Here is a 23,966-nt window from a genome sequence, read left to right on the forward strand (position 1 = left end):
CTGGAACAGCGGTCGCTATCCTTAAAAGTCGACGCATCCATGCGTGAGCCGATGCGCGGAAATGCGCCAGCCCTCAGGATAAGAATCGGGATGGGTAACCGTTATCGCCCCTGGATTTAAATGCTAAAGGACGAACCGCAGCCGCAGGTAGTCTTGGCGTTCGGGTTATTAACCACAAAGCGCGACCCTTCCAACCCTTCGGTATAATCCACCGAACCGCCCACCAGGTATTGCAGGCTCATCGGATCGACCACCAGCGCCACGCCCTGTTTTTCAATGGTCATGTCGTCTTCGTTAATCTTATCGTCAAAGGTGAACCCATACTGGAAGCCGCTGCAACCGCCGCCGGTAATGTAGACTCGCAGTTTCAGGTTCGGGTTCTCTTCATCCGCGATCAGGTTCTTGACTTTGCGCGCTGCTGCATCGGTAAATTGTAATGGCAATACCGCGGTTTCACTCATTAACTCACTCCCAAACATGGCCGTCAGGCTGAAGGCAAAACAACCTGATTAGTAATATGATTATCCCCTACCTGTCTTGAACGTTCAAGTATTGTCCATTCCGGATATTTTGTTTGCCGCTGCGTGCGATCCCTTTTCCGACGCTGCGACAACCTCCTGGCGTTCAAGCGTACGGGCGAGAATCGACGAATAGAGCGGTTTCCCGCCCAGAAACTGCGCCACCAGCGTCGCCCCGAGACAGGTAATGATCATGGGCAGAATCAGCTGGTAATTATCGGTCATTTCCAGCACCAGAACAATACCGGTGAGAGGCGCGCGCACCGAGGCGGCAAATAGCGCCCCCATACCGGCAATGGCGAAAGTACCGGGTTGCAGGTCATAGTGCGGGAATATCGCGCCGCCCACCATGCCGAACGCCGTGCCCAGCAGAGTGCCCAGGGCCAGCATCGGCGCAAAAATACCACCGGGCGCGCCGGAGCCGAAACACAGCAAGGTCGTCGCCATGCGGGCGATAAAAAGGAACAGCAAGACGCCGGCGCTGTAATGGCCCGCCGCCGCAATGGGGATCAGCCCGAAACCACCTCCTGCCGCTTCGGGCCTGATCAATCCCAGGACACCGCACATCCCTCCCAGCACGCCGCCAACGAGCAGGATTTTATAATACCGGCCGTTATGCAGCCGTAAAAAAAGATCCTGGGTGCGAAAAATCAGTTGATTGAATACGACACCCACCATACCGAACAATAACCCCAGCAGCAGATACAGCCAGAGCGTATTCACCGGTGCATAGGCCAGCTTGCCTACGTCGATAACCGAGCGCTCGCCGTTAAACAGCCGGAAAACGATGCTCGACATGATCACCCCGATAAACACCGCTTTAACGGAAATCAGGTTGTAGCGAAACTGCGGCCGCATCTCTTCCAGAATAAAAAGGATGCCTGCCAGGGGGGCGTTGAAGGCCGCCGTCAGTCCCGCCGCCGCGCCGGTGGCCAATAAGGAGTGACGGGCTTCGGCGCCGCGCAGGCGAAAAATATCCAATACCATGCGGCCGATATTACCGCCCAACTGTACGGTGGGGCCTTCCCGGCCCAATACCATGCCTGCGCCCAAGGTACCCATGCCCCCCAGGAATTTTACCGGGATAACCCGCCACCAGCGTACCGGACGCAGCTCTTCCAGTGCGCCCTCGATTTCCGGAATACCCGATCCCCCGGCTTCCGGCGCGAACCGCCGCACCAGATAATAACCGATGACCGCCAGCAGCGCGGAGGCGACAAAGGACGCAGGCCCAAGCACCAGCCAATGGCGAGGCAAAACCGCCAGGGCGGCGACACGGCCGGCAATCACCCAATCCACCGCCTTTTCAAACACTACACCTACCACACCAACGATTACGCCAACCAGCGCCGCCATCAGCAGAATGATTAACGGCGTTTTATCCCGGGACAATAACCGCCGGAACATACGCTCGCGCGCCAGCGGTTCCGTCGGTACCGACGTCGAAGAAGGTGATAAATCAGTCATAAAGGCAATACCCGCTAATTGTCATACAATCCGTCCAGCGGTCTATTCTACCTTGTTGCCAAAACGATGTCCGGGAAAATCCCGCCGTTGCCACCGAGCTATGTCGACCGCGCCGGCGAAAAGTTTCGGCATCAATTACTGACAAAGATGTCTTATTAGGAACCAGTTTATTACACTTACCCGGTGAATGTTTTTTCCAACGAGGAACCGATTAATGAGCCATTCCGAAACGCTGTACGCACAGGCACAACAACTGATCCCCGGCGGGGTGAATTCTCCGGTGCGCGCCTTTAATGGCGTCGGCGGAACGCCGCTGTTTATTGAGCGGGCGGACGGCGCCTGGCTGTACGATGTAGATGGTAAGGCCTATATCGACTATGTCGGATCCTGGGGACCGATGGTGCTCGGCCATAATCATCAGGCGGTACGTGATGCGGTCATCGACGCGGTAGGCCGGGGCCTGAGCTTTGGCGCCCCCACCGAAATCGAAGTGAAAATGGCCGCCCTGGTGACCGAACTCATGCCGTCAATGGATATGGTCCGCATGGTGAACTCCGGCACCGAGGCCACCATGAGCGCCATTCGCCTGGCCAGGGGTTATACCGGCCGAGATAAGATCATCAAATTCGAGGGCTGCTATCACGGCCATGCCGACGGCCTGCTGGTGAAAGCCGGTTCCGGCGCGCTGACCCTGGGCCAGCCCAGTTCTCCGGGCGTGCCGGCGGATTTTGCCAAGCACACCCTGACCTGCACCTTTAACGATGTCGAATCGGTGCGCCAGGTGTTCGAGCTGTATCCGCGTGAAATCGCCTGCATCATCGTCGAGCCGGTGGCCGGTAATATGAACTGCGTGCCGCCGCTGCCGGATTTCCTGCCGGGGCTGCGGGCGCTGTGCGATGAATTCGGCGCGCTGTTGATTATCGACGAGGTCATGACAGGTTTCAGAGTGGCGCTGGCGGGGGCGCAGGATTATTACGGCGTGGTGCCGGACCTGACCTGCCTGGGCAAGATTATCGGCGGCGGTATGCCGGTGGGGGCCTTTGGCGGCCGGCGTGAAGTCATGCAGGTGCTGGCGCCCACCGGGCCTGTTTATCAGGCCGGTACCCTGTCGGGCAATCCCATCGCCATGGCCGCGGGATACGCCTGTCTGAATGAAATCGCCAAGCCGGGTATCTACCAGACCCTGACCGGGCTCACTGAACGATTGGCGCAAGGGTTGCTTAACGCGGCGCGGGCCGAAGGCGTTCCCCTGGTGGTCAATCACGTCGGCGGCATGTTCGGACTGTTTTTTACCGATGCGCCCGCGGTGACCTGTTACCGGGATGTCATGGCCTGTGATATAGAACGCTTTAAGCGCTTTTTCCATATGATGCTGGAAGAAGGCGTCTACCTGGCGCCCTCGGCCTATGAATCCGGCTTTATGTCGCTGGCGCACAGCCACGAGGATATCGACCGCACCGTGGATGCCGCCCGCCGCAGTTTTGCCAGGTTATAACGCCGGCATAAGCGTCACAGGGCGGGGAAACACACTGGGACAATAAGGCGGGTCAGCGCAAGCTGCCAGCCCGCTAATCAATAGACAAAACTCACCGGCGCGCCGCCGCCGGGATGAGGCAAAATACCCATGGGAATGCCGTAGATTTGCTCCAGCACGTCACCCCGCATCAACGCCTCCGGCGAGCCCTGGGCGATGATTTCGCCGCTGCGCAACGCCGCCAGATAGTCGCAATAGCGGGCCGCCATATTGATATCGTGCAGTACGACGATAACCGTCAGGCCCCGTTCATGGCTCATGCGCTTAATCAGCGCCAGAACATCCACCTGATGGGCAATATCCAGCGCTGAGGTGGGTTCATCCAGTAACAGGCACCGACTATCCTGCGCCACGGTCATGGCCATCCAGGCGCGCTGACGTTCGCCGCCGGACAGGCTGTCCACCAACCGCTGGGCGAAGGATTGCAATCCCACCAGTTGGATGGCGTCTTCCACATGCTCCCGGTCGGCCGCGCCGAACCGGCCCAGCGCGCCGTGCCAGGGATAACGGCCCAACGCCACCAATTCGCGCACCGTCAGACCTTCCGCCGGCGGCAGCTGCTGAGGCAAATACGCCACCTGGCGGGCAAAGGCTTTACTTTCCCAGGCCGATAGCGGTTTGCCATTAAGCCGGGCTTCGCCGCCGGTGGCGTCCTGATGCCGGCCGAGGATTTTCAGCAGGGTGGATTTTCCCGAGCCATTGTGGCCGATAAGGCCGCAAACCTTGCCCCGGGGAAATGAAAATGAGAGCGGCTGAAGCAGTACCCGGCCGGGAACCGAAAAACTCACCTGGTCTAAGACGAAATCGGCGTGCTGTGATACGAGAGAATCTTGCATAACCCCAATCTTGTTTGCGCGGCTGATAAAGTTAATGAGAATTATTCAAAGACGCAATCATAGGCGTAACGGATTGGGGTCTGCAAGGGGAATCTCGCGCCGGTTCACATGGTCCGCCCGCTGAATACCGTCCACCACTGCATGATAGCGTTGGCGCGCGCTCTTTTACGCCCTCGGTTCAGGCCACGGTGATAGCGGGTTTACCATACTGTGGGCCGCTCGGTCGGGCGGAAAAACCATGCCCGATTCGACCCCATCAGCATGGTTTCCCTTTAACAGGCTCGTAGTCACGCTCGGTGTTGGCGGGCCTAGCGTGCCATGAGGCACTCCCCCTTTAACACGCGCTCAATTTAACATTTGGCGTTCGCCGGCGTTTATTTCCCAAACATATCCTTGATCCAGCCGGCGACCCCATCGCTCTTTTCCGAATCCTGAGCCGGTTGCTGCTGCTGGGCCGGCTGTTGCGCCGGTTGTCCGTCGCCCGGCTGTGTCGGCACGCCCGGCTGCTGCACTATGGGCTGGCTGGCCTGGCACAACGACTGCGGACTATCGGTCCAAACCGGGATTACCCGCATATTGCTGTCGCCGCCGCAAATAAAGTTACCGGCATAATCGATGGAGATCGAGTTGATCCCCTCCGGCGGAATTAAATTTAACGTCAGCGGCGGCTGGTTTTCCAGGTAACGACGATAGAGGGTCAGCGCGCCGTTGGCGCCGGTTATCTTGGCCGGGCCGTTGTTGTCGCGGCCGACCCAGGTGACGGTCACTTCCTTGCCGTCCACCCCGGCAAACCAGCTATCCCGTAAATCATTGGTGGTGCCGGTTTTACCCGCCAGATGGAAGTTGGGGAATTTTACCGACAGCGAGCGGGAAGTCCCGCGCGCCACCACCTGCTGCATACCGTACAAGGTCAGGTAAGCCGCCTGGGCCGGCACCACGCGTTCCGCCTGCGGGAAGCTCTGGTACAACACCCTCCCGTCCTCGCTGATAACGGAACGCACCGCCGACAGCGGCGCTTTGTTGCCGCCGCTGGCAATGGCCTGGTACTCCTGCGCCACTTCCATCGGCGTCAGGCTGATAGCCCCCAGCAGCATCGACGGCACCGGGTCGATAACCTCTTTCGGAATACCCAGTTTTTGCAGAGTGCCGCTGATCTCCGGCAACCCCACCGACAGCCCCAGATTCACCGTCGGCACATTCAGCGAGTTGGCCAGGGCATCCACCAGCATCACCTTGCCGCGGAATTCACGATCGTAATTTTTAGGCGCCCACAGGGTACCGTTGGGCTGCCTGAGGGAAATCGGCTCATCCGCCAGCCAGGTATTGAGGCGATATTTATCAGGCTGGCTCAGGGCGGTAAGGTAGGTGGCGGGTTTTGCCAGCGACCCCACCGGACGGCGGGCGTCCATGGCGCGGTTGAAACCGGCGAACTGTGGTTGCGATCCGCCCACCATGGCGCGGACTTCGCCGCTAAAGCGGTCCACCACCACCATCGCGCTCTCCAGGTCGTTGACCCCCCTGGCGGCACGCAGCGCCGGAACGCCGTCTTCCACCGCCTTTTCCGCCGCATCCTGGGAAATCGGATCCAGGGTGGTAAAGATCTTCACACCGGACAGATCGTTGAATTTATCACCCAGCTTCTGCTGCAGCTCCTGGCGCACCATCTGCATAAACGCCGGCTGCGGCGTAATCACCCCGCCGCGCGGCTGCACGCCCAGCGGACGTGCGCTCAGCATGTTATACAAATCGCCGTCAATCACCTGCTGTTCCTGCAACAATCTCAATACCAGGTTGCGGCGCTCCAGCGCCAGCTGCGGATTACGCCAGGGATTATACAAAGAGGCGCCTTTGACCATGCCCACCAGCAGCGCCTGCTGATCGAGGCTGAGTTCGTCCACCGGCCGGCCGAAATAATAGAGGCTGGCCAGGGGAAACCCGCGGATTTGCTCGCTGCCGCTCTGACCGAGATACACTTCGTTCAAATAGAGTTCGAGGATGCGATCCTTGCTGTAACGGTAGTCGAGGATCAGGGCCATATAGGCTTCATTGGCTTTACGCCACAGAGATCGCTCATTGGTCAAAAAGAGGTTTTTCACCAGTTGCTGGGTAAGCGTGCTGCCGCCCTGTACCGCACGGCCGGCGGTGATATTCGCCAGAAACGCGCGACCGATGGAGGAGATGCTGATACCGTCATGCTGATAAAAATGGCGATCTTCGGTGGCAATCAGGGTATCCACCAGCAAATCGGGGAAACCGGCGCGGGGCACAAACAGCCGCTGCTCGCCGTTGGGGGATTGCAGCATGGTGATAAGTTTGGGATCGAGCCGGAAAAAACCGAAATTGCGCTGGGTATCCTGATTTTGGATTTCCAGCAGCTTGTCGCGATCAAACGTCAGAAGGGCGTGGATTTGTCCCTCTTTGCCGTCGGGAAAATCGAACGGACGACGCAACATGTCGATGCTATTGGCCCGCACGGTAAATTCCCCCGGTCGGGTGATACGGCTTACCTGGCGATATTGCATGCCTTCCAGCAGGTTGACCATCTCGTTCTTGTTATAGGGCATGCCCGGCTCGAGGTTGACCATGCGGCCGTAGACCGCCGCCGGCAATTGCCAGACTTTGCCGTCGATTCGGCTGCGCACCTGGGCGTCGAGATAAAAACCATAGCAAACCAGCACAATCATCAGCAGGATAAAAAGTTTTATCATCCAGCCCAGCAGACGCCTTCTTTTACGCGGCGGACGCGACTTCCCTTTCCCTTTATGCGGCGGCATCACATTTTCCTCTTCGTCGTCATAATCATCCTGATCGTCTTCATAGTCGTCATCACGGCGGCTGCGCGCCGGCTGCTTACGTGGCACTTTGCGATCGGACGGCCGTCCATGACGTCCGATTGGTTCGCGGTCATCCCCAGACATCGTTGTTACTCTCCATACTACCGACGGAATCCCCGCCTACTCTGTTCCCCTGCCGGCATCTGCGATAGGGGAAACCTCTGAAATTAAACTCGATATTACTGATATTTCTTGGTACGCCGGGTCGGTGAAGCCCGCCCGGGATCATCCGGCCACACATGTTTGGGATAGCGCCCTTTCATCTCTTTTTGCACTTCGCGGTAAGCACCCTGCCAGAATGCCGCCAGATCGCCGGTGATTTGCAACGGATGCCGCGCCGGCGACAAAAGTTCCAGTACCAGCCCGACGCGGCCGTCCGCCAGCATCGGGGTACGCTGTTCGCCGAATATTTCCTGCATCCGCACCGCCAATACCGGCGGCTCGTCGTGGCGGTAACGCACCGGCAGCCGACTGCCGGTGGGCACAGTGTAGTGGCTGGGCAGCGCACTCTCCAGCCGTTGACGCAATTGCCAGTCCAACAGCCGCATCAGCGCTTCGCTGACATTCACCTGTCTAAGCGCGCGCACATCGTGCACGCCGGCCAACGAAGGCTGCAGCCATAACGGCAGATTCGCCAGAAGCGCGGCATCGTCCACCGCCGGCCAGTCTGTTTCCGGCAGCCACTCGCGGGCGCACAGCAGGCGTTGGCGAAGCTGCTGCGCCGGTTCATCCCAATTGAGCACCGACAGGCCCTGCTCCCCAACCCAGGTCAGCAGCGCTCGCTGCATCAATTCGGCGGACGGTCTGGCCTGCGGTTGCTCAAGCAATACCAGGCTGCCGAGCCGCTCCCGTCGCACCACCCGCAAACTGCCTTTCTCCCGGTCCCACTGCATGGCGGTTTCCACGGTGACCCACTGAGGGAATTTCTCGGTGAGTATGGCGATATCCAGCGGCATTGCCAACCGAATGGCCGCATCGGGGTTATGGCTCAATTGCAGCAGACCCGGCGCAATCAGCCATTCGGCGGCGGACAGGGCTTCGTCGGGAGCCAGCGCGGCTCCGAGACCGTTGGAAAGCAGGTAACGCCCCGAGGCATCCCGGCGACGGGCAATGCGATCCCGGAAACCCCAGGCCAACAATTCTTCCGCCCGCCCGCTATCCGGCTTGCCCCAGCGCGGCGACAACCGCCCGGCCAGCTGTTTGGCGCGCCGCAGCCAGTGGGATTGCGGTCGGGCCAAATAATCGCGCAGATCGGGCGAGCCGCTGCGGGGCGGTTCTTCAATAATCGCCGCCAGCAGCGCGGCGGTGGCCAGACTGTCGTCATGGCCTTCGCCGTGGCACAGCATTGCCGCCAGGCGGGGATCGCAGCCCAGTTGCGCCATGGCGCGCCCGACGGCGGTAAGCCGTCCGACATCGTCGGTGGCGCCCAATTGCAGCAAGGCGCCGCGGGCCGCGGCCAATATCGGCTCCGGCGGACTGTCCAGCCAGCGGAGTTCCGAAGCGTCACGGCAGCCCCACAGCAGCAGCTCCAGATACAGGCCGCACAGGTCGCTGTGCAGAATTTCCGGCTGGCCGTATTCCGGCGCCCGCTCGGCCTGCGGCTGACTGAACAGATGCCAGCAGATGCCCGGCGTCAGCCGGCCGGCACGGCCGGCGCGCTGCGCCATGGAAGCCTGGCTGATGCGTTGGGTCTGCAGCCGGCTAAGGCCGCTGCGGGCATCGAAGTCGGTAACCCGTTCCAGGCCGCTGTCCACCACCAGCCGGATCCCTTCGATGGTCAGGCTGGTCTCGGCGATATTGGTGGCCAGCACCACCTTACGGCGTCCTGCGTCCGCCGGCCGGATGGCCCGCTGCTGCTCGTCCAGGGACAGCGCGCCGTACAGCGGGCATAAGTCCACGTCCGACGCCACCAGCGCCGCCAGCAAATCCCGTACGCGGCGGATCTCGGCGACGCCGGGCAAAAACAGCAGCAATGACCCGGGATGGAGCCGCAGCATGCGGCTCACATCGGCGGCGATGGCCGGTTCAGGCCACCCTTGGGACGGCAGCGGATGATACGACCGTTCCACCGGGAAACTGCGGCCGACGGAACGGATGACCGGCGCGCCGGGCAACAGCGTCAACAGCCGCTCATCGTCAAGGGTGGCGGACATGATCAGCAAACGCAGATCCTCGCGCAACCCCTGCTGTACATCAAGCAGCAGGGCCAGCGCCAAATCCGCCTGCAGGCTGCGTTCATGAAACTCATCCAGGATCACCAGCGACACGCCGGGCAGCTCGGGATCCTGTTGCAACATACGGGTCAGTATGCCCTCGGTCACCACCTCCAGCCGGGTCCCGCCGCCGATGCGGCTCTCGGCGCGCATGCGGTAGCCCACGGTCGCCCCGACATTCTCCCCCAGTTGCGAAGCCAGCCGCAGGGCGATATTTTTGGTCGCCAGCCGCCGCGGCTCCAGCATCAATATGCGCCCCGGCAGTTCGGCGCGGCGCAGTATTTCCAGCGGCAGCCAGGTGGATTTGCCGGCGCCGGTGGGGGCGTGCAACAGCACCTGTCCGGCGTCTCGCAGCGCCGCCAGCAGTTCATCCACCACGGCGCTGACCGGTAATGACGTCACGTTGTCTCCGTTAAGGGTTAACATTTAAAGTCGGGCATTGTAGCATCGCTTGATTAAAGAACAGAACAATCGGCATCCCCGTAAACATTTTCCACCGGATTTACCGCGGGGATTACACTATTTTTCCAGGATTCCGTGGAGGTACACGCCCTATGACCGACACCCGGCGTCTGTTTTTTGCCCTGCCGTTACCGGAAAAACTCCGGCAAGAGGTGATCCAATGGCGTGCCGCGCAGTTTCCGGCCGAGACCGGGCGACCGGTTGCCGCGGACAATCTGCACCTTACCCTGGCGTTCCTTGGGGAGGTCAGCGCCGTTAAAGAGCAGGCTTTACGCGCGGCGGCCGGCCGATTGCAACAAGCGGCCTTCCAACTGACCCTCGACGATTGCGGTCATTGGCCGCGCCCCGGCGTGGTTTGGCTCGGTCTGCGCAGCCCGGCGCGGGGTTTGCTGCAGTTGGCGCAGTGGCTGCGGGCGCAGGCCGCCCGCAATGGCTGCTACCAAAGCCCTATGCCTTATCACCCGCATATCTCACTATTGCTCCAGGCATTTACCGGCGTCTCCCTGCCTGACGGCACGCCGGGCTGGCGAACGGAGGTTACCGCCTTCAATCTGTATCATTCGGCGTTTGAAAACGGCCGTACCCGATATATGCTGCTGGAAAGCTGGCCGCTCACGGCGCGGCTCCCATGATCCTCCAACGGAACATCCCCTAACGGAAACCCTATGCAATTTACACCGGTGTTAAAGCCCGCCCGTTTGATACAACGTTACAAACGGTTTCTGGCGGATGTGGTCACAGCCGACGGCGAGGAATTAACGATTCATTGCGCCAATACCGGTGCCATGACCGGTTGTGCGGTGCCCGGCGACCAGGTGTGGTACTCAACGTCGGATAATCGCAAGCGCAGATATCCGCACAGTTGGGAACTAACCCAAACCGCTTGTGGTCAATGGATAGGAGTGAACACGCTTCGGGCCAATCACCTGTTGGGAGAGGCGTTATGTTCCAATGCCGTTCCGGAGTTGTCCGGTTATCAGAGCTTCAGGGCCGAAGTGGGCTATGGTGCAGAAAATAGCCGTGTTGACTGGTTATTATCAGCAGAAAATCGCCCTAACTGCTATATTGAGGTGAAATCGGTAACATTGTTGCAGCAACAATGGGGATACTTTCCCGATGCCGTAACAATACGTGGACAAAAACACTTACGAGAATTACAAGCTATGGTGGAATCGGGGCAGCGAGCCGTCCTGTTTTTCGCGGTGCTGCACTCCGGCATTACCCGGGTGGCGCCCGCGCGGCATATCGATCCGCTATATGCAGAAATGTTATTGCAGGCGCAGCGCAGAGGAGTAGAAGTACTTTGCTATGGTGCGCAGTTATCTCCTGACGGTATAAGGTTGCACACACCGATACCGTTTTTTAATTTTGATGATGATTTAAGCCGTGAAAACAACAAAAGGTCCCGTATTTCCTTGGCTTAAGGGGTCGTCGAATACGCCTTTCTTGGCACTCTTGTCAAGTGGACGTCAGGAATAATTGCCAACCATAGCGTCATCTGTTATTTATAGCGGCCTGTTTTTTCCCCACGTTGGGGATCGATAGTGCGTGTTATGAAGGAGAAGCAACATGCAAGAAGGGCAAGACCGTAAGACATCCTCCTTGAGCATTCTCGCCATCGCCGGGGTGGAACCATACCAGCAGAAGCCGGGTGAAGAGTATATGAACCCCGCCCAGCTACTGCATTTCAGGCGTATTCTCGATGCGTGGCGCAACCAGCTCAGAGATGAGGTGGGGCGCACCGTTTCACATATGCAGGACGAGGCGGCCAACTTCCCCGACCCGGTCGACCGGGCGGCGCAGGAAGAAGAATTCAGCCTCGAACTGCGCAACCGCGATCGGGAACGAAAGTTAATCAAGAAGATCGAAAAGACCCTGAAAAAGGTGGAAGACAGTGATTTCGGCTACTGCGAATCCTGTGGAGTGGAAATTGGTATTCGTCGCCTGGAAGCGCGGCCGACCGCCGATTTATGTATTGATTGCAAGACGCTTGCTGAAATCCGCGAAAAGCAGATGGCAGGCTAAGAATCAATCACGTTTACCGATGCCTCTCAGGGAACAGAGTTCGGGCATCGGGATAACGCTACCGGTTCGCCTTTCCTCATAAATGTCTGCACATAGCCAATATACGGGGCGTTTCGCCCCTTCGCCTTCAGGCGCCCTCCATTTCGGATCCCTTGTGGCCGCCCTGGGCAGCTATCTTCAGGCCCGAGCGTCACGCGGGCTGTGGCGGGTCCGTATCGAAGACATCGATCCTCCCCGCGAAATCCCCGGCGCCGCCGACACCATCTTACGCCAGTTGGCTGATTACGGCCTGCATTGGGACGGCCCGGTGTGGTACCAGTCACGACGCCATGAAGCCTATCTCGACGTGCTGGCGGATTTGAAACGGCGCGGACTCAGCTATTATTGCCATTGCAGCCGCGCCCGTATCCAGGCTCTCGGCGGCCGCTATGACGGTCAGTGCAGCCGGCTCGCATTGCCGCCGGAGCATGCCGCCATTCGTTTGCGCCAGTGCGGACCGGTCATGTCTTTTCACGATCGCCTGCGCGGCGAGATCCTGGCCGACCCGGCCTTGGCGCGGGAGGATTTTATCATCCGCCGCCGCGACGGGCTGTTTGCCTATAACCTGGCGGTGGTCGTGGATGACGCGGCGCAGGGGATTACCGAAGTGGTGCGGGGGGCGGACTTAATCGAACCCACCGTACGTCAATTGGCACTCTACCGGCAATTGGGTTATAAAGAACCGGCGTATATTCATTTACCGTTGGTACTGACCCCGGCCGGGACCAAGCTGTCAAAACAAAATCATGCGCCGGAGTTGCCCGGCGGCGATCCCCGCCCGACGCTACTGGCGGCGTTACGTTTTTTAAATCAACCGGTAGTGCAAGGGTGGCGGGATTTGACGCTGGGGAGTATGTTAGACTTGGCGATAGAGCACTGGTCGCTGTCGGCCGTACCGCTATCGTCTTGCGCCATCGAGCCGGTTATAAGCCCTGCCCCGTTCTCAAAGAACGCGGGGTGAGCTATTATTAGCCGCTGTTATTTGCTGCTACTGTTTATTTGTTACTATTGAGGTGTACTATTTTTACCCGTGTAGCCAACTTCTGCCGTAAGGTGTTAAACCGTGAAAGCGCGGAGACGGCACCAGAGGATAGACGCCCTTTGACGATTATCCCGCGCGATCAACACTCTATCTCCCGTAAGGAGATCAGTGAAAACGCATTGAAGGTGCTTTACCGCTTAAATAAAGCCGGGTATGAGGCCTATCTGGTCGGGGGCGGCGTACGCGACCTGCTGCTGGGTAGAAAGCCGAAGGATTTCGACATTACCACCAATGCCACTCCTGAACAGATGCGCAAGCTGTTTCGCAATTGCCGCCTGGTGGGCCGCCGTTTTCGTTTGGCCCACGTCATGTTCGGGCCGGAAATCATCGAAGTCGCCACCTTCCGCGGCCATCATTCGACCCATGAGCCGGAGGATGACGCCGTAGCCTCACAGGCGCCGGTAGCCGCGCTGCAAGCTCATAACGGCATGCTGCTGCGGGATAATATCTTCGGTTCCATTGAAGAAGACGCCCAGCGCCGCGACTTTACCGTCAACAGCCTGTATTACAGCGTGGCCGATTTCACCGTGCGCGATTATACCGGCGGGATGCGCGATTTGCAGGCGGGCATCATTCGCCTGATTGGCTCCCCGGAAACACGCTACCGGGAAGATCCGGTACGCATGCTGCGGGCGGTGCGTTTTGCCGCCAAGCTGAACATGACCGTGGATGCGGCCACCGCCGAGCCGATTCCGCGCCTGGCCTCCCTGCTTCGGGATATCCCCGCGGCGCGGCTGTTTGAGGAATCGCTGAAACTCTTGCAAGCCGGTTATGGCGAGCCCACTTACCGTCTGTTGTGCGAATACCAGTTATTCCAGCCGATGTTCCCCCTGATCAGCCGCAACTTCACCGAGCTTGGCGACAGTCATATGGAACGCATGGTGACGCAGGTGCTGAAAAACACCGATCAGCGTATTCAAAACAACATGCGGGTAAACCCGGCGTTCCTGTTTTCCGCCATGCTGTGGTACCCGCTGCTGGAACAGGCGCAAAAGCTGGCGCAGGAAGGCGGACTGGTCTACTTCGACGCTTTTTCACTGGCGCTGAACGATATCCTCGACGAACAGTGTCGCTCCCTGGCCATTCCCAAACGCCTGACGACGCTGATGCGCGATATCTGGCAATTGCAGCTGCGCCTTTCCCGCCGCCAGGGTAAACGGGCCTTCAAGCTGATGGAGCATCCGAAATTCCGCGCCGCCTACGATCTGCTGGCGCTGCGCGCCGGAGTGGAAAACAGCGCCGAACTGCAACGCCTGACGCAGTGGTGGGGAGAATTCCAGGTTGCCGCGCCGCCAAGCCAGAAATCCCTGCTCGGTACCCTGGGTGAAGATAGTGCGGGCCACCCGCGCCCGCGCCGTCCCCGTCGTCGTACCCCCTATCGCGACCCGGCGTAATGACGCCGGTCTGGCTGGCCATCGGCAGTAACCTGGCGGAACCCCTGCGCCAGGTTGATGCCGCGTTAATCGCCTTGTCCATGTTGCCCGATACGCAATTAACGGCCTGCTCCTCTTATTATCGCAGCCGGCCGCTGGGACCGCGGGATCAGCCTGATTATCTCAATGCGGTGGTGGGGTTTGATACCGCGCTTTCCCCCGAGACGCTATTGCAACACACCCAGGCCATTGAACGGCAACAGGGGCGCGTACGCAAAGCCAACCGCTGGGGACCCCGCACTCTCGATCTTGATATCCTGCTGTTTGGCGACCGGCAAATACATACCGATCGGCTGACCATCCCGCACTACGATATGAAAAACCGCGAATTTATGCTTTATCCGCTGGCGGAACTCGCCCCCAAAATGGTTTTTCCCGATGGCGAGCGGCTTGACGCCCTGCTGTCCCGAGTGCCGCTCAACGGCCTGGACTTCTGGGACGACCTGCACCGCGGACAGCGCTTCTAACCGACGGTGGTCGCCGTCATCCTTCACCATCAAGCCCGCATCACCCCGATGACTCACTCCGCCCGCCCACGCCGGTCGGTTATCATCCAGATACTTGCAATTACCATGACTCTGTTGCGCCGACCAGATCGGATAATTTTCCGCGGTTTTTATGCAGAGATCGCTATCACCCTTTAGCCGGTTCCTTTAGAATAATCCGCCATTCTGTAATGTTTAGCCTACTCCGGCCAGACTGAGGTTATGATGAAAATGACCACCGTTTCCCATCTGCGCGCATGGAAACAGCAAAAGCGCAAATTCGCCTCCATTACCGCCTACGACGCCAGCTTTGCCCGACTATTCGAGGAGGCGGGCATCCAGGTTATGCTGGTGGGGGATTCCCTCGGCATGACCATGCAGGGACACGACTCAACCCTGCCGGTCCGGGTGGAAGACATTGTTTACCATACCCGCTGCGTACGGCGCGGAGCGACGGCCTGCCTGTTGCTGGCGGATTTGCCGTTCATGAGTTACGCCACGCCGGCGCAAACCTATGAAAGCGCCGCTGAACTGATGCGCGCCGGCGCCAATATGGTCAAGCTGGAAGGCGGGTCCTGGCTGGGGGACACCGTGCGCGGTTTGACCGAACGGGCGGTGCCGGTGTGCGGCCACCTTGGCTTGACCCCTCAGTCGGTGAATATCTTCGGCGGCTATAAAATACAGGGCCGCGACGCCGACAGCGCCGAGCAGTTATACAAAGACGCCCAGGCCCTTGAGCAGGCCGGTGCGCAATTACTGGTGCTGGAATGCGTGCCGGTCTCCCTGGCGCAGCGAGTCACCGAGGCGCTGTCCATACCGGTTATCGGTATCGGGGCAGGGAATGTCACCGACGGACAGATTCTGGTCATGCAGGACGCACTGGGTATTACCGGGCAGGGTACGCCCAAATTCGCGAAGGATTTTCTCGCTCAGGGGGGAGATATCCGCTCAGCCGTTCGCTTGTTTGCCGAAGAAGTGGAACAAGGCATTTACCCCGCCCCGGAGCATAGTTTTTTCTAATTGACAGGAGAGATGGCGTGCTAATTATCGAGACCCCGCCGCTATTGCGTCAAACCGTCAAACAGTGGCGGCAGGAAGGTAAACGTATTGCGCTGGTGCCCACCATGGGTAATCTGCACGACGGTCATATGACTCTGGTGGACGAAAGCCGTGCCCGGGCCGATATCGTTGTGGTCAGTATATTTGTGAACCCGATGCAGTTTGATCGCGCCGAAGACCTGGCGGCCTATCCCCACAGCTTGCAGGAAGACTGCGAAAAACTGACCCGCCGGGGGGTGGACATGGTTTTCGCCCCGGCGGCGGAAGTCATTTACCCGCAAGGATTGGAAGCTCAGACATTTGTGGATGTTCCGCGGTTTTCCGGCATCTTGGAAGGCGCTCTACGTCCGGGTCATTTCCGCGGCGTGGCCACCATTGTCAGCAAGCTGTTTAATCTGGTTCAACCGGACGTGGCCTGTTTCGGTCAGAAGGATTACCAGCAGTTGGCATTGATTCGCCAGATGGTGGCGGATATGGGCTACGATATCGACATCGTCGGCGTTCCCACGGTACGGGACGCCGACGGCCTGGCATTAAGTTCACGCAACGGCTATCTCAGCGCCGAGGAGCGCCTTCTGGCGCCGCAGTTGCACAAGGTATTGGAGTCGTTGGTGACCAAGCTGAAAAATGGCGAACGTCACACCGGCGATCTGCTGGAAGAAGCGGCAAACCAGCTGAAGCTGGCGGGATTATCCCCTGACGCCCTGGATATCCGCGATGCCCTCACGTTGCGGCCCCTGACGGCCGAAAGTACCAGGGCGGTGATTCTGATGGCCGCCTGGTTGGGTAAGGCGCGTTTAATCGACAATGCACAAGTTGACCTGACTCTTTAAAGGTGTTTGACTCTATACCTGTCATACTTCAAGTTGCAGGTGCGTTGGCTTTCCTCGCTCACCCCAGTCACTTACCTGAGTAAGCTCCTGGGGCTTCGCTGCGTTGCCGCCTTCCTGCAACTCGAATTATTTAAGGTATATATTGATTGCACCGACCGAAATCCATTTTTGAACTCCCCCCGCGGGAAAGTACAAAGGCTTAACGTTATGCTACGCACCATGCTACGAGGTAAGCTGCACCGGGTCCATGTTACCCAGGCGGATTTACACTATGAAGGTTCTTGCGCCATCGATCAGGATTTTCTTGAGGCAGCGGGTATTCTGGAGTACGAGGCTATCGATATTTACAACGTCGATAACGGCCAGCGTTTTTCCACCTACGCCATCGCCGCCGAACGCGGGTCGCGCATTATTTCCGTTAACGGTGCGGCAGCACGGTGCGCCTGTGTCGGCGATCTGCTGATTATCTGCGCCTACGTGCAATTACCCGATGAAGAAGCCCGGCGTCATCAACCGAAAGTCGCCTATTTCGACGACGAAAATCAATTGAAACGGACCGCCAAAGCGGTGCCGGTTCAGGTGGCCTGATTTTTCCCTTAATGCCGCCGCGGCGTCCCCTCCCTCCCGGGATAAGGGGCGCCGGTAAAACCCTCCCCCGTCAGGTACGCAATCCGCTTCCGCGTTGAATCAGGTACCAGCATAACCAATAAAACCCCAGAATAAAAATAATCAGTACCGACAGGGTCAGCGCCAGCGGGACATCGCTGATACCGAGAAAGCCGAACCGGAAGCCGCTTATCATATACACGATAGGATTTAATTTTGACACCGCCTGCCAGATAGGCGGCAACAGGGTCAAGGAATAAAACACCCCGCCCAGATAAGTTAGCGGCGTCAGGATGAAGGTGGGAATCAGGCTGATATCGTCAAAGCTTTTGGCGAAGACCGCATTTAACAGGCCGGCCAGGGAGAACAGCACCGCGGTAAGCACCAGGGTAATGGTCACCACCCACCATGAGTGAACATGGAAAGGCACAAAAAACAGCGACACCGCGGTCACCAGGATACCGACTAAAATCCCGCGCGCTACCCCACCCCCCACGTATCCGGCGATAATCACATGGGTGGGCACCGGTGCGACCAATAACTCTTCAATGTTGCGCTGAAATTTGGCGCTGAAAAATGACGAGGCCACATTGGTGTAGGCGTTGGTGATCACCGCCATCATAATCAGGCCCGGCACGATAAATTGCATGTAGGAGAAACCATGCATATCCCCGATGCGCGAACCGATAAGATTACCGAAAATGATAAAATAGAGCGTCATGGTAATCACCGGCGGCACCAGGGTTTGAATCCAGATACGGCCGAAACGGTTAATTTCTTTACGCCAGATACTCTGTAACGCTATCCAATACAGCCGCATCATGCTTTAGCTCTCCTGCTGTCCCTATCATCCGTCACCAGCGTTACAAACAGCTCTTCCAGCCGATTGGCCTTGTTGCGCATACTCAGTACCTGCACGCCCTGGGCGCTCAATTGGCTAAACAGACTGTTCAATCCCTGCTCGCGCATCACCTCCACCTCCAGGGTGCCGGTGTCCAACAGCTGGTTGCGATAACCCTGTAACTTGGGCAAGGCGCTTTTTGCCGCCAAATCGAGGATAAACGTCTCGGATTTCAATTTGGAAAGCAGCTGGCGCATGGAGGTGTTTTCCACCAGTTCGCCGTTTTGAATTATACCGATATTGCGGCAGAGCATTTCTGCTTCTTCCAGATAGTGGGTGGTTAAGATAATGGTGGTGCCGCTGCTGTTCAGGTCACGCAGGAAGCCCCACATCGAGCGGCGCAGCTCGATATCCACGCCGGCGGTGGGTTCGTCGAGAATCAATAGCTTAGGCTCATGCATCAGGGCGCGGGCGATCATCAGGCGACGTTTCATCCCGCCGGACAGCATGCGCGCGCGTTCCTCGCGTTTACCCCATAAATCTAATTGTTTGAGGTATTTTTCGGCGCGTTGTTCCGCCACTTTGTGCTCGACGCCGTAATAGCCGGCCTGATGCACCACGATCTGCGAAACGGTTTCAAAGGGGTTGAAATTGAATTCCTGCGGAACCAATCCCAGTTGGCGTTTGGCGTTAACGATGTCTTTATCGATATCGTAGCCGAACACCCTGACCTTGCCGGACGACTTATTCACCAATGCGCTGATAATGCCGATGGTGGTGGATTTTCCGGCCCCGTTCGGGCCAAGCAGCGCATAAAAATCCCCGGCTTCCACGTTCAAATCTATCCCTTTTAGCGCCTGTACGCCTCCCGCGTAGGTCTTGGTTAACTTTTCCAATTCCAGTGCATATGTCATATGTAGCGAATTACCTTATTCTCAGTGGACGTGACGAACTAATTTAAAAAAAACTAGGCATAGCCTATATTAACCCATCGCAATATGACGCTACGGGCTAAAAACCACAATGAAAGACATCACCGATCTCATCTCCAATAACCAGGCGTGGTCCAAACATCTTAAAGAGGAAGACCCGGGATTTTTCGAGCAATTATCTCTGGCCCAGCGGCCGCGCTTTTTATGGATCGGCTGTTCAGACAGTCGTGTCCCGGCGGAGCGCCTGACCGGGCTGGAGCCCGGCGAGCTTTTTGTCCATCGCAACGTGGCCAACCTGGTCATTCATACCGATCTGAATTGTTTGTCGGTGGTGCAATATGCCGTGGACGTGCTGGAGGTCGAGCATATTATCATTTGCGGCCATTACGGCTGCGGCGGCGTTCAGGCCGCTATCGATAATCCTGAGCTGGGCCTGATAGACAACTGGCTGCTGCATATCCGTGATTTGTGGTACAAGCATAGCTCACTGCTGGGGGAGCTCCACCCAGACGAGCGTATCAATACGCTGTGTGAGATTAACGTGATAGAACAGGTGTATAACCTCGGTCATTCCACCATTATGCGTTCGGCCTGGGCGCGCGGACAAAAAGTGCAGTTGCACGGCTGGGTCTACAGTATACATGATGGATTGCTGCGCAATCTGGATGTTTCGGCCACCAGCCGGGAAACATTGGAGCAGCGTTACCGTCAGGGTATCGCCACTCTGCTGCAACAGCACGGTAAGTAAGCCCCGCTCCGACCTCGTTGGCGCTCTCCCTTTAACAGGCTCGTTGCGCGTTCAGTGTAAGCGGGCCTACCACGCCATGAGGCACTCGGTCGGGCAGAAAAACCATGCCCGATTCGACCTCATTGGCACGGTCTCCCTTTAACAGGCTCGTTGCGCGTTCAGTGTAAGCGGGCCTACCGCACCATAGGGCACTCCGGCGGGCAGAAAAACCATGCCCGATTCGACCTCATTGGCACGGTCTCCCTTTAACAGGCTCGTTGCACGTTCAGTGTAAGCGGGCCTACCGCACCATAGGGCACTCCGGCGGGCGGAAAAACCACGCCCGCTTCGACCCTATTGGCGCGCTCTCCCTTTAACAAGCTCGTTGCACGTTCAGTGTAAGCGGGCCGCACCATAGGGCGCTCTCCCTTTAACAAGCTTGATTCATGATCGGTGATGGCGGGCCATGATGGCTTGGCGGCAGGGGTTATTCTTCCAGTTTCAGCACTTTGCCGACATAGGGCAGATGCCGGTAGCGTTGGGCGTAATCGATGCCGTAGCCGACGACAAATTCATCGGGAATGACAAAACCCACCCACTCCACCGTCACCGCGACTTCGCGCCGGTCCGGTTTATCCAGCAGGGTGCAGATGGCCAGAGACTTGGGCTGGCGCAACTTCAGTATCTCGCGGACTTTGCTCAAGGTGTTGCCGGAGTCGATGATATCCTCCACGATCAGCACGTCCTTGCCGCGAATATCTTCATCCAGGTCCTTGAGGATTTTGACGTCGCGGGTGCTGCTCATGCCGCTGCCGTAGCTGGAGGCGGTCATAAAATCCACTTCATGAGGTACGGTCACGACGCGGCATAAATCGGCCATAAACATAAAAGAGCCGCGCAACAGGCCGACCAATACCATTTCGCTGCCGCTTGCCTGATAATGCGCGCTGATTTCGCGCCCCAGTTCGGCAATGCGGGTTGCGATCTCCTGCTCGGAAATCATGACGTCCACGGTGTGTTTCATAACAAAGCCAGAAAAAGAATCGGGAAAGGAAGCGGATTTTATCACAACCCGCCGGGTGCGGCGATATGTCCGTGCCGGCGCCCGGTTGATTACCGGAGAAATCTATTTATCCGCGACGGGGGACAGTCGGCCCAGGCTGAACCATACTTTGAACAGGTCTGCGTCGGCGGGTGCGGCGATGGACAAAAAACATAGGGCGCAAATCATTAAATATGATAACGTCATCGTATAATGACTGATTCAGGTTTTAACATGAAACACACCGTATTGACGATGCTGTTATTAGGGTTATTGGGGTTCTCCTCCGCGTCGCAAGCCTTGTCCGAAGCAGAAGCCGAGGATATGGCCGATTTAACCGCCGTGTTTGTTTATTTAAAAAACAACTGCGGTTATACCGATATGCCCAATGAACAGATACGCCGCGCCATTCTGATTTTCGCCCAGCAGAATCGTTGGGACCTGAGCAATTACGGCAGCTACGATATGCGCGCCATGGGAGAAGACAGTTACCGCGACCTGAGTGGTATCGCTATACCCACGCCGAAAAAATGTGAATCCCTGGCCACCAATTCGCTCAGCCTGCTCGCCTACGCCAAATAATGAGTTATTAAAGCATTTTGTGTGAAATTGCTCCGTGCATCCCCCAGCGGAGTTGGTTATCATGTTGCGCCGTTTTCTCATGGCGAATTCGCCGAGGATCAGCCCAACATGCCGCAACCCGATTTGTTACCAAAAGAAGCCTGGTGCGAGACGCTGCACGATAGCTTCGGCCAGCGTTTTGACGTAGATAAAATTCTGTTTCGGGAAAAGACCGAGCATCAGGACCTGATAATCTTCGAAAACGCCGCTTTCGGCCGGATCATGGCATTGGACGGCGTGGTGCAAACCACCGAGCGCGATGAATTCATTTACCATGAAATGATGGCTCATGTGCCCCTGTTGGCGCACGGCCAGGCCGAAAAGGTCCTGATCATCGGCGGCGGCGACGGCGCCATGCTGCGGGAAGTGTGCCGGCATTCCCAGGTAAAACACATCACCATGGTTGAAATCGACGCCGGGGTGGTGCAATTCTGCCGTCAATATTTACCCCAACACAACGCCGGCTCCTTTGACGATCCGCGTTTTCATCTGGTCATCGACGACGGCGTTAACTTCGTCACCCGCGGCCAAGAAAAATTCGATGTCATCATTTCCGACTGCACCGATCCCATCGGTCCGGGTTCCAGTCTGTTCACCTCGGCGTTTTATCAGGGCTGCGCTCGCTGCCTCAATAACGGCGGCATTGTTGTCGCGCAAAACGGCGTCTGTTTTCTACAACAGGACGAAGCGGTGGACAGTTATCGCAAACTCGGCGGCTATTTTGCAGATGTGGGATTTTACCAGGCGGCGGTACCTACCTATTACGGCGGCATCATGACCTTTGCCTGGGCCAGCCAGAATCCGGCGCTGCGCCACTGTGATATCGCCACTTTGCGGGCGCGGGCCGAAACGGCCGGGTTGGTTTGCCGCTACTATAATCCGGCGATTCATGTCGGCAGCTTCGCCCTGCCACAATACATACTGAATGCGTTATCAGCGTCCGTCTGAGACGGCATCCATAAGGAGGTGAATCCAATTGCAGAAGTTAAAACTACACGGCTTTAACAATTTGACCAAGAGCCTGGGTTTTTGTATTTACGATATCTGTTATGCCAAGACCGCCGACGACCGCGACGGTTATATCGCTTACATTGACGAACGATATAACGCCAATCGTTTAACGGAAATCCTGAGCGAAACCTGCGCCATGATCGGCGCCAGTATTCTCAACGTGGCGCGCCAGGACTACGAGCCACAGGGCGCCAGCGTGACGATCCTGGTGAGTGAAGAGCCGGTGGACCCCCTCAGTATCGATCAATCCGAACACCCCGGGCCGTTATCAAAATCGGTGGTGGCGCATCTTGATAAAAGCCACATCTGCGTCCATACCTATCCGGAAAGCCATCCGGAGGGCGGTTTATGCACCTTCCGCGCCGATATCGAGGTTTCCACCTGCGGCGTGATTTCACCGCTGAAGGCGCTGAATTACCTGATACACAAGCTGGAATCGGATATCGTGACCATCGATTACCGGGTGCGGGGTTTTACCCGCGACGTCTACGGCATCAAACACTATATCGACCATGAGATCAGTTCCATCCAGAACTTCCTGTCCAAAGATATGAAAGCGCTCTATCACATGATGGACGTGAATATCTACCAAGAGAATATTTTTCATACCAAGATGATGCTCAAGGATTTCGATCTCAAGCATTATCTGTTCAACGCCACCCCGGCCGATCTCAGTCCGGACGAGCGTAAAACCATCACTCAACTGTTATATAAAGAGATGCGGGAAATCTATTACGGCCGGAATTTACCGGTCATGTAATTAACCGGATGCGCGCCAACCGCCGTGGAGCAATGCGGCGGCGTTCATCGAATCGAAAGCATCCGGTACGGCCTTCTTAAGCACGCTCGATTCAAGTTGGGTAATGACAGGCAAGCAATCTTGGCCAATATTCGGCATCCTTGCCTTTGTGCGGGATGAAACAAGGCTGCCGTTTTTATGACTGGCGGAAGAAATCGCGGTACTGGGTTAACACCTGCAAAAAATCGTCGGAGCCACACAGCGACAGGCTCTCTTCGTCATAGTAATTCATGCCCTCTTCCAGCTCCTCGCTGACAAAGGTGAGTTCATTGGCGCGTATCATCACCTCTTCGCCATCGGTCCAGAGTGTGTACTCGTGACCCTCACATTGCCAACTGCGTTCAGTGCCGGCGAGCTGGCGTATCTGGGCTTCCACCTGATCAAGCAGGACGAAATCGCCTTTGACTTCCTCATTCAGCCAATGACCGATGGCCTCGTGCCCCATTGAGAACGTGACCTTTACCTGCCCGGTGATATCGCGCAAAAATTCATAATCCATTATCTTTCCCGCCTGCTGAAAGTGACCCGCCTTAAGATAGAATTTTAACCGGTCCACCATAAGAAAGCGTTAACTGAATGGGATTTCATAAAAATATATATTTCCGTA

General features: G+C 57.4%; 23 protein-coding genes. 14 read left to right on the forward strand and 9 right to left on the reverse strand.

From position 1 onward, the window contains the following. Positions 1 to 116: 116 nt before the first annotated feature. On the reverse strand, positions 117 to 461 hold the full coding sequence (gene erpA / locus HB631_RS12955) for an iron-sulfur cluster insertion protein ErpA (RefSeq protein WP_213991575.1): 345 nt from the start codon (positions 459 to 461) through the stop codon (positions 117 to 119). An 84-nt stretch (positions 462 to 545) separates the two neighbouring features. Next, the gene (clcA, locus tag HB631_RS12960) at positions 546 to 1,985 is read right to left on the reverse strand and encodes a H(+)/Cl(-) exchange transporter ClcA (RefSeq protein WP_213991576.1); all 1,440 of its coding nucleotides are present in this window, start codon (positions 1,983 to 1,985) and stop codon (positions 546 to 548) included. 214 nt (positions 1,986 to 2,199) lie between these two features. Here clcA and hemL point away from each other — a divergent pair, with 214 nt between their 5' ends. Further along, positions 2,200 to 3,480 carry a glutamate-1-semialdehyde 2,1-aminomutase gene (hemL, locus tag HB631_RS12965; protein WP_213991577.1) on the forward strand — a complete coding sequence of 427 codons (1,281 nt, stop codon included), beginning with the start codon at positions 2,200 to 2,202 and terminating at the stop codon, positions 3,478 to 3,480. 77 nt (positions 3,481 to 3,557) lie between these two features. Here the strand turns inward: hemL and fhuC are convergent, their stop codons facing one another. The 3 genes from fhuC to hrpB all read right to left on the reverse strand — a co-directional run bounded on the left by fhuC (position 3,558) and on the right by hrpB (position 9,828). After that, the gene (gene fhuC, locus HB631_RS12970; RefSeq protein ID WP_213991578.1) at positions 3,558 to 4,355 is read right to left on the reverse strand and encodes a Fe3+-hydroxamate ABC transporter ATP-binding protein FhuC; all 798 of its coding nucleotides are present in this window, start codon (positions 4,353 to 4,355) and stop codon (positions 3,558 to 3,560) included. 374 nt (positions 4,356 to 4,729) lie between these two features. Next, positions 4,730 to 7,273, reverse strand: coding sequence for a bifunctional glycosyl transferase/transpeptidase (gene mrcB, locus HB631_RS12975; RefSeq protein WP_213991579.1), 2,544 nt, complete (start codon positions 7,271 to 7,273; stop codon positions 4,730 to 4,732). Between the two features lie 95 nt (positions 7,274 to 7,368). Then, entirely contained in the window at positions 7,369 to 9,828 is a 2,460-nt protein-coding gene (gene hrpB / locus HB631_RS12980; protein WP_213991580.1) for an ATP-dependent helicase HrpB, read from the reverse strand. A 128-nt stretch (positions 9,829 to 9,956) separates the two neighbouring features. On the opposite strand from hrpB, the gene thpR reads away from it, so the two are divergent. From thpR to panD, 9 genes are all read left to right on the forward strand, one after another. Further along, positions 9,957 to 10,496 carry an RNA 2',3'-cyclic phosphodiesterase gene (gene thpR, locus HB631_RS12985; RefSeq protein WP_213991581.1) on the forward strand — a complete coding sequence of 180 codons (540 nt, stop codon included), beginning with the start codon at positions 9,957 to 9,959 and terminating at the stop codon, positions 10,494 to 10,496. Between the two features lie 33 nt (positions 10,497 to 10,529). After that, positions 10,530 to 11,288, forward strand: a complete 759-nt coding sequence (gene sfsA / locus HB631_RS12990) for a DNA/RNA nuclease SfsA (protein WP_213991582.1) — start codon at positions 10,530 to 10,532, stop codon at positions 11,286 to 11,288. A 145-nt stretch (positions 11,289 to 11,433) separates the two neighbouring features. Further along, the gene (dksA, locus tag HB631_RS12995; protein WP_132926073.1) at positions 11,434 to 11,889 is read left to right on the forward strand and encodes an RNA polymerase-binding protein DksA; all 456 of its coding nucleotides are present in this window, start codon (positions 11,434 to 11,436) and stop codon (positions 11,887 to 11,889) included. 82 nt (positions 11,890 to 11,971) lie between these two features. After that, a complete protein-coding gene (gene gluQRS / locus HB631_RS13000; protein ID WP_213991583.1) occupies positions 11,972 to 12,889 on the forward strand; it encodes a tRNA glutamyl-Q(34) synthetase GluQRS in 918 nt (305 codons plus the stop codon). A gap of 59 nt (positions 12,890 to 12,948) precedes the next feature. Beyond that, positions 12,949 to 14,364, forward strand: a complete 1,416-nt coding sequence (pcnB, locus tag HB631_RS13005; protein WP_213991666.1) for a polynucleotide adenylyltransferase PcnB — start codon at positions 12,949 to 12,951, stop codon at positions 14,362 to 14,364. Next, positions 14,364 to 14,870 (forward strand): 2-amino-4-hydroxy-6-hydroxymethyldihydropteridine diphosphokinase, encoded by a 507-nt coding sequence (gene folK, locus HB631_RS13010; RefSeq protein ID WP_213991584.1) that lies wholly within the window; start codon positions 14,364 to 14,366, stop codon positions 14,868 to 14,870. The genes pcnB and folK overlap by 1 nt, the downstream gene beginning before the upstream one ends. Before the next feature lie 243 nt (positions 14,871 to 15,113). Beyond that, on the forward strand, positions 15,114 to 15,908 hold the full coding sequence (gene panB, locus HB631_RS13015; protein WP_213991667.1) for a 3-methyl-2-oxobutanoate hydroxymethyltransferase: 795 nt from the start codon (positions 15,114 to 15,116) through the stop codon (positions 15,906 to 15,908). A gap of 17 nt (positions 15,909 to 15,925) precedes the next feature. Further along, on the forward strand, positions 15,926 to 16,780 hold the full coding sequence (gene panC, locus HB631_RS13020; RefSeq protein ID WP_213991585.1) for a pantoate--beta-alanine ligase: 855 nt from the start codon (positions 15,926 to 15,928) through the stop codon (positions 16,778 to 16,780). Positions 16,781 to 16,987: 207 nt separating this feature from the next. Further along, on the forward strand, positions 16,988 to 17,368 hold the full coding sequence (gene panD, locus HB631_RS13025) for an aspartate 1-decarboxylase (RefSeq protein WP_213991586.1): 381 nt from the start codon (positions 16,988 to 16,990) through the stop codon (positions 17,366 to 17,368). 70 nt (positions 17,369 to 17,438) lie between these two features. On the opposite strand, the gene HB631_RS13030 is transcribed toward panD, so the two are convergent. Together HB631_RS13030 and HB631_RS13035 are read right to left on the reverse strand one after the other, a co-directional pair. Continuing rightward, complete coding sequence (locus HB631_RS13030) at positions 17,439 to 18,206, reverse strand: ABC transporter permease (RefSeq protein ID WP_213991668.1); 768 nt, start codon at positions 18,204 to 18,206, stop codon at positions 17,439 to 17,441. After that, positions 18,206 to 19,141 (reverse strand): ABC transporter ATP-binding protein, encoded by a 936-nt coding sequence (locus tag HB631_RS13035; protein ID WP_213991587.1) that lies wholly within the window; start codon positions 19,139 to 19,141, stop codon positions 18,206 to 18,208. The genes HB631_RS13030 and HB631_RS13035 overlap by 1 nt, the downstream gene beginning before the upstream one ends. Positions 19,142 to 19,250: 109 nt before the next feature. Between HB631_RS13035 and can the strand changes: the two genes are divergently transcribed. After that, a complete protein-coding gene (gene can / locus HB631_RS13040; RefSeq protein ID WP_213991588.1) occupies positions 19,251 to 19,907 on the forward strand; it encodes a carbonate dehydratase in 657 nt (218 codons plus the stop codon). Between the two features lie 466 nt (positions 19,908 to 20,373). Here can and hpt read toward each other — a convergent pair whose 3' ends face one another. Further along, positions 20,374 to 20,910 (reverse strand): hypoxanthine phosphoribosyltransferase, encoded by a 537-nt coding sequence (gene hpt, locus HB631_RS13045; protein WP_213991589.1) that lies wholly within the window; start codon positions 20,908 to 20,910, stop codon positions 20,374 to 20,376. 252 nt (positions 20,911 to 21,162) lie between these two features. On the opposite strand from hpt, the gene HB631_RS13050 reads away from it, so the two are divergent. The 3 genes from HB631_RS13050 to speD all read left to right on the forward strand — a co-directional run bounded on the left by HB631_RS13050 (position 21,163) and on the right by speD (position 23,320). Next, positions 21,163 to 21,510 carry a YacC family pilotin-like protein gene (locus tag HB631_RS13050; RefSeq protein ID WP_213991590.1) on the forward strand — a complete coding sequence of 116 codons (348 nt, stop codon included), beginning with the start codon at positions 21,163 to 21,165 and terminating at the stop codon, positions 21,508 to 21,510. Positions 21,511 to 21,633: 123 nt separating this feature from the next. Next, complete coding sequence (gene speE, locus HB631_RS13055; protein WP_213991669.1) at positions 21,634 to 22,497, forward strand: polyamine aminopropyltransferase; 864 nt, start codon at positions 21,634 to 21,636, stop codon at positions 22,495 to 22,497. A gap of 28 nt (positions 22,498 to 22,525) precedes the next feature. Beyond that, positions 22,526 to 23,320 (forward strand): adenosylmethionine decarboxylase, encoded by a 795-nt coding sequence (gene speD, locus HB631_RS13060; RefSeq protein WP_213991591.1) that lies wholly within the window; start codon positions 22,526 to 22,528, stop codon positions 23,318 to 23,320. Positions 23,321 to 23,495: 175 nt separating this feature from the next. Here the strand turns inward: speD and yacL are convergent, their stop codons facing one another. Next, the gene (gene yacL / locus HB631_RS13065; RefSeq protein ID WP_213991592.1) at positions 23,496 to 23,858 is read right to left on the reverse strand and encodes a protein YacL; all 363 of its coding nucleotides are present in this window, start codon (positions 23,856 to 23,858) and stop codon (positions 23,496 to 23,498) included. Positions 23,859 to 23,966: the final 108 nt, after the last annotated feature.

Source organism: Sodalis sp. dw_96 (assembly GCF_018449575.1).
GTDB lineage: Bacteria > Pseudomonadota > Gammaproteobacteria > Enterobacterales > Enterobacteriaceae > Acerihabitans.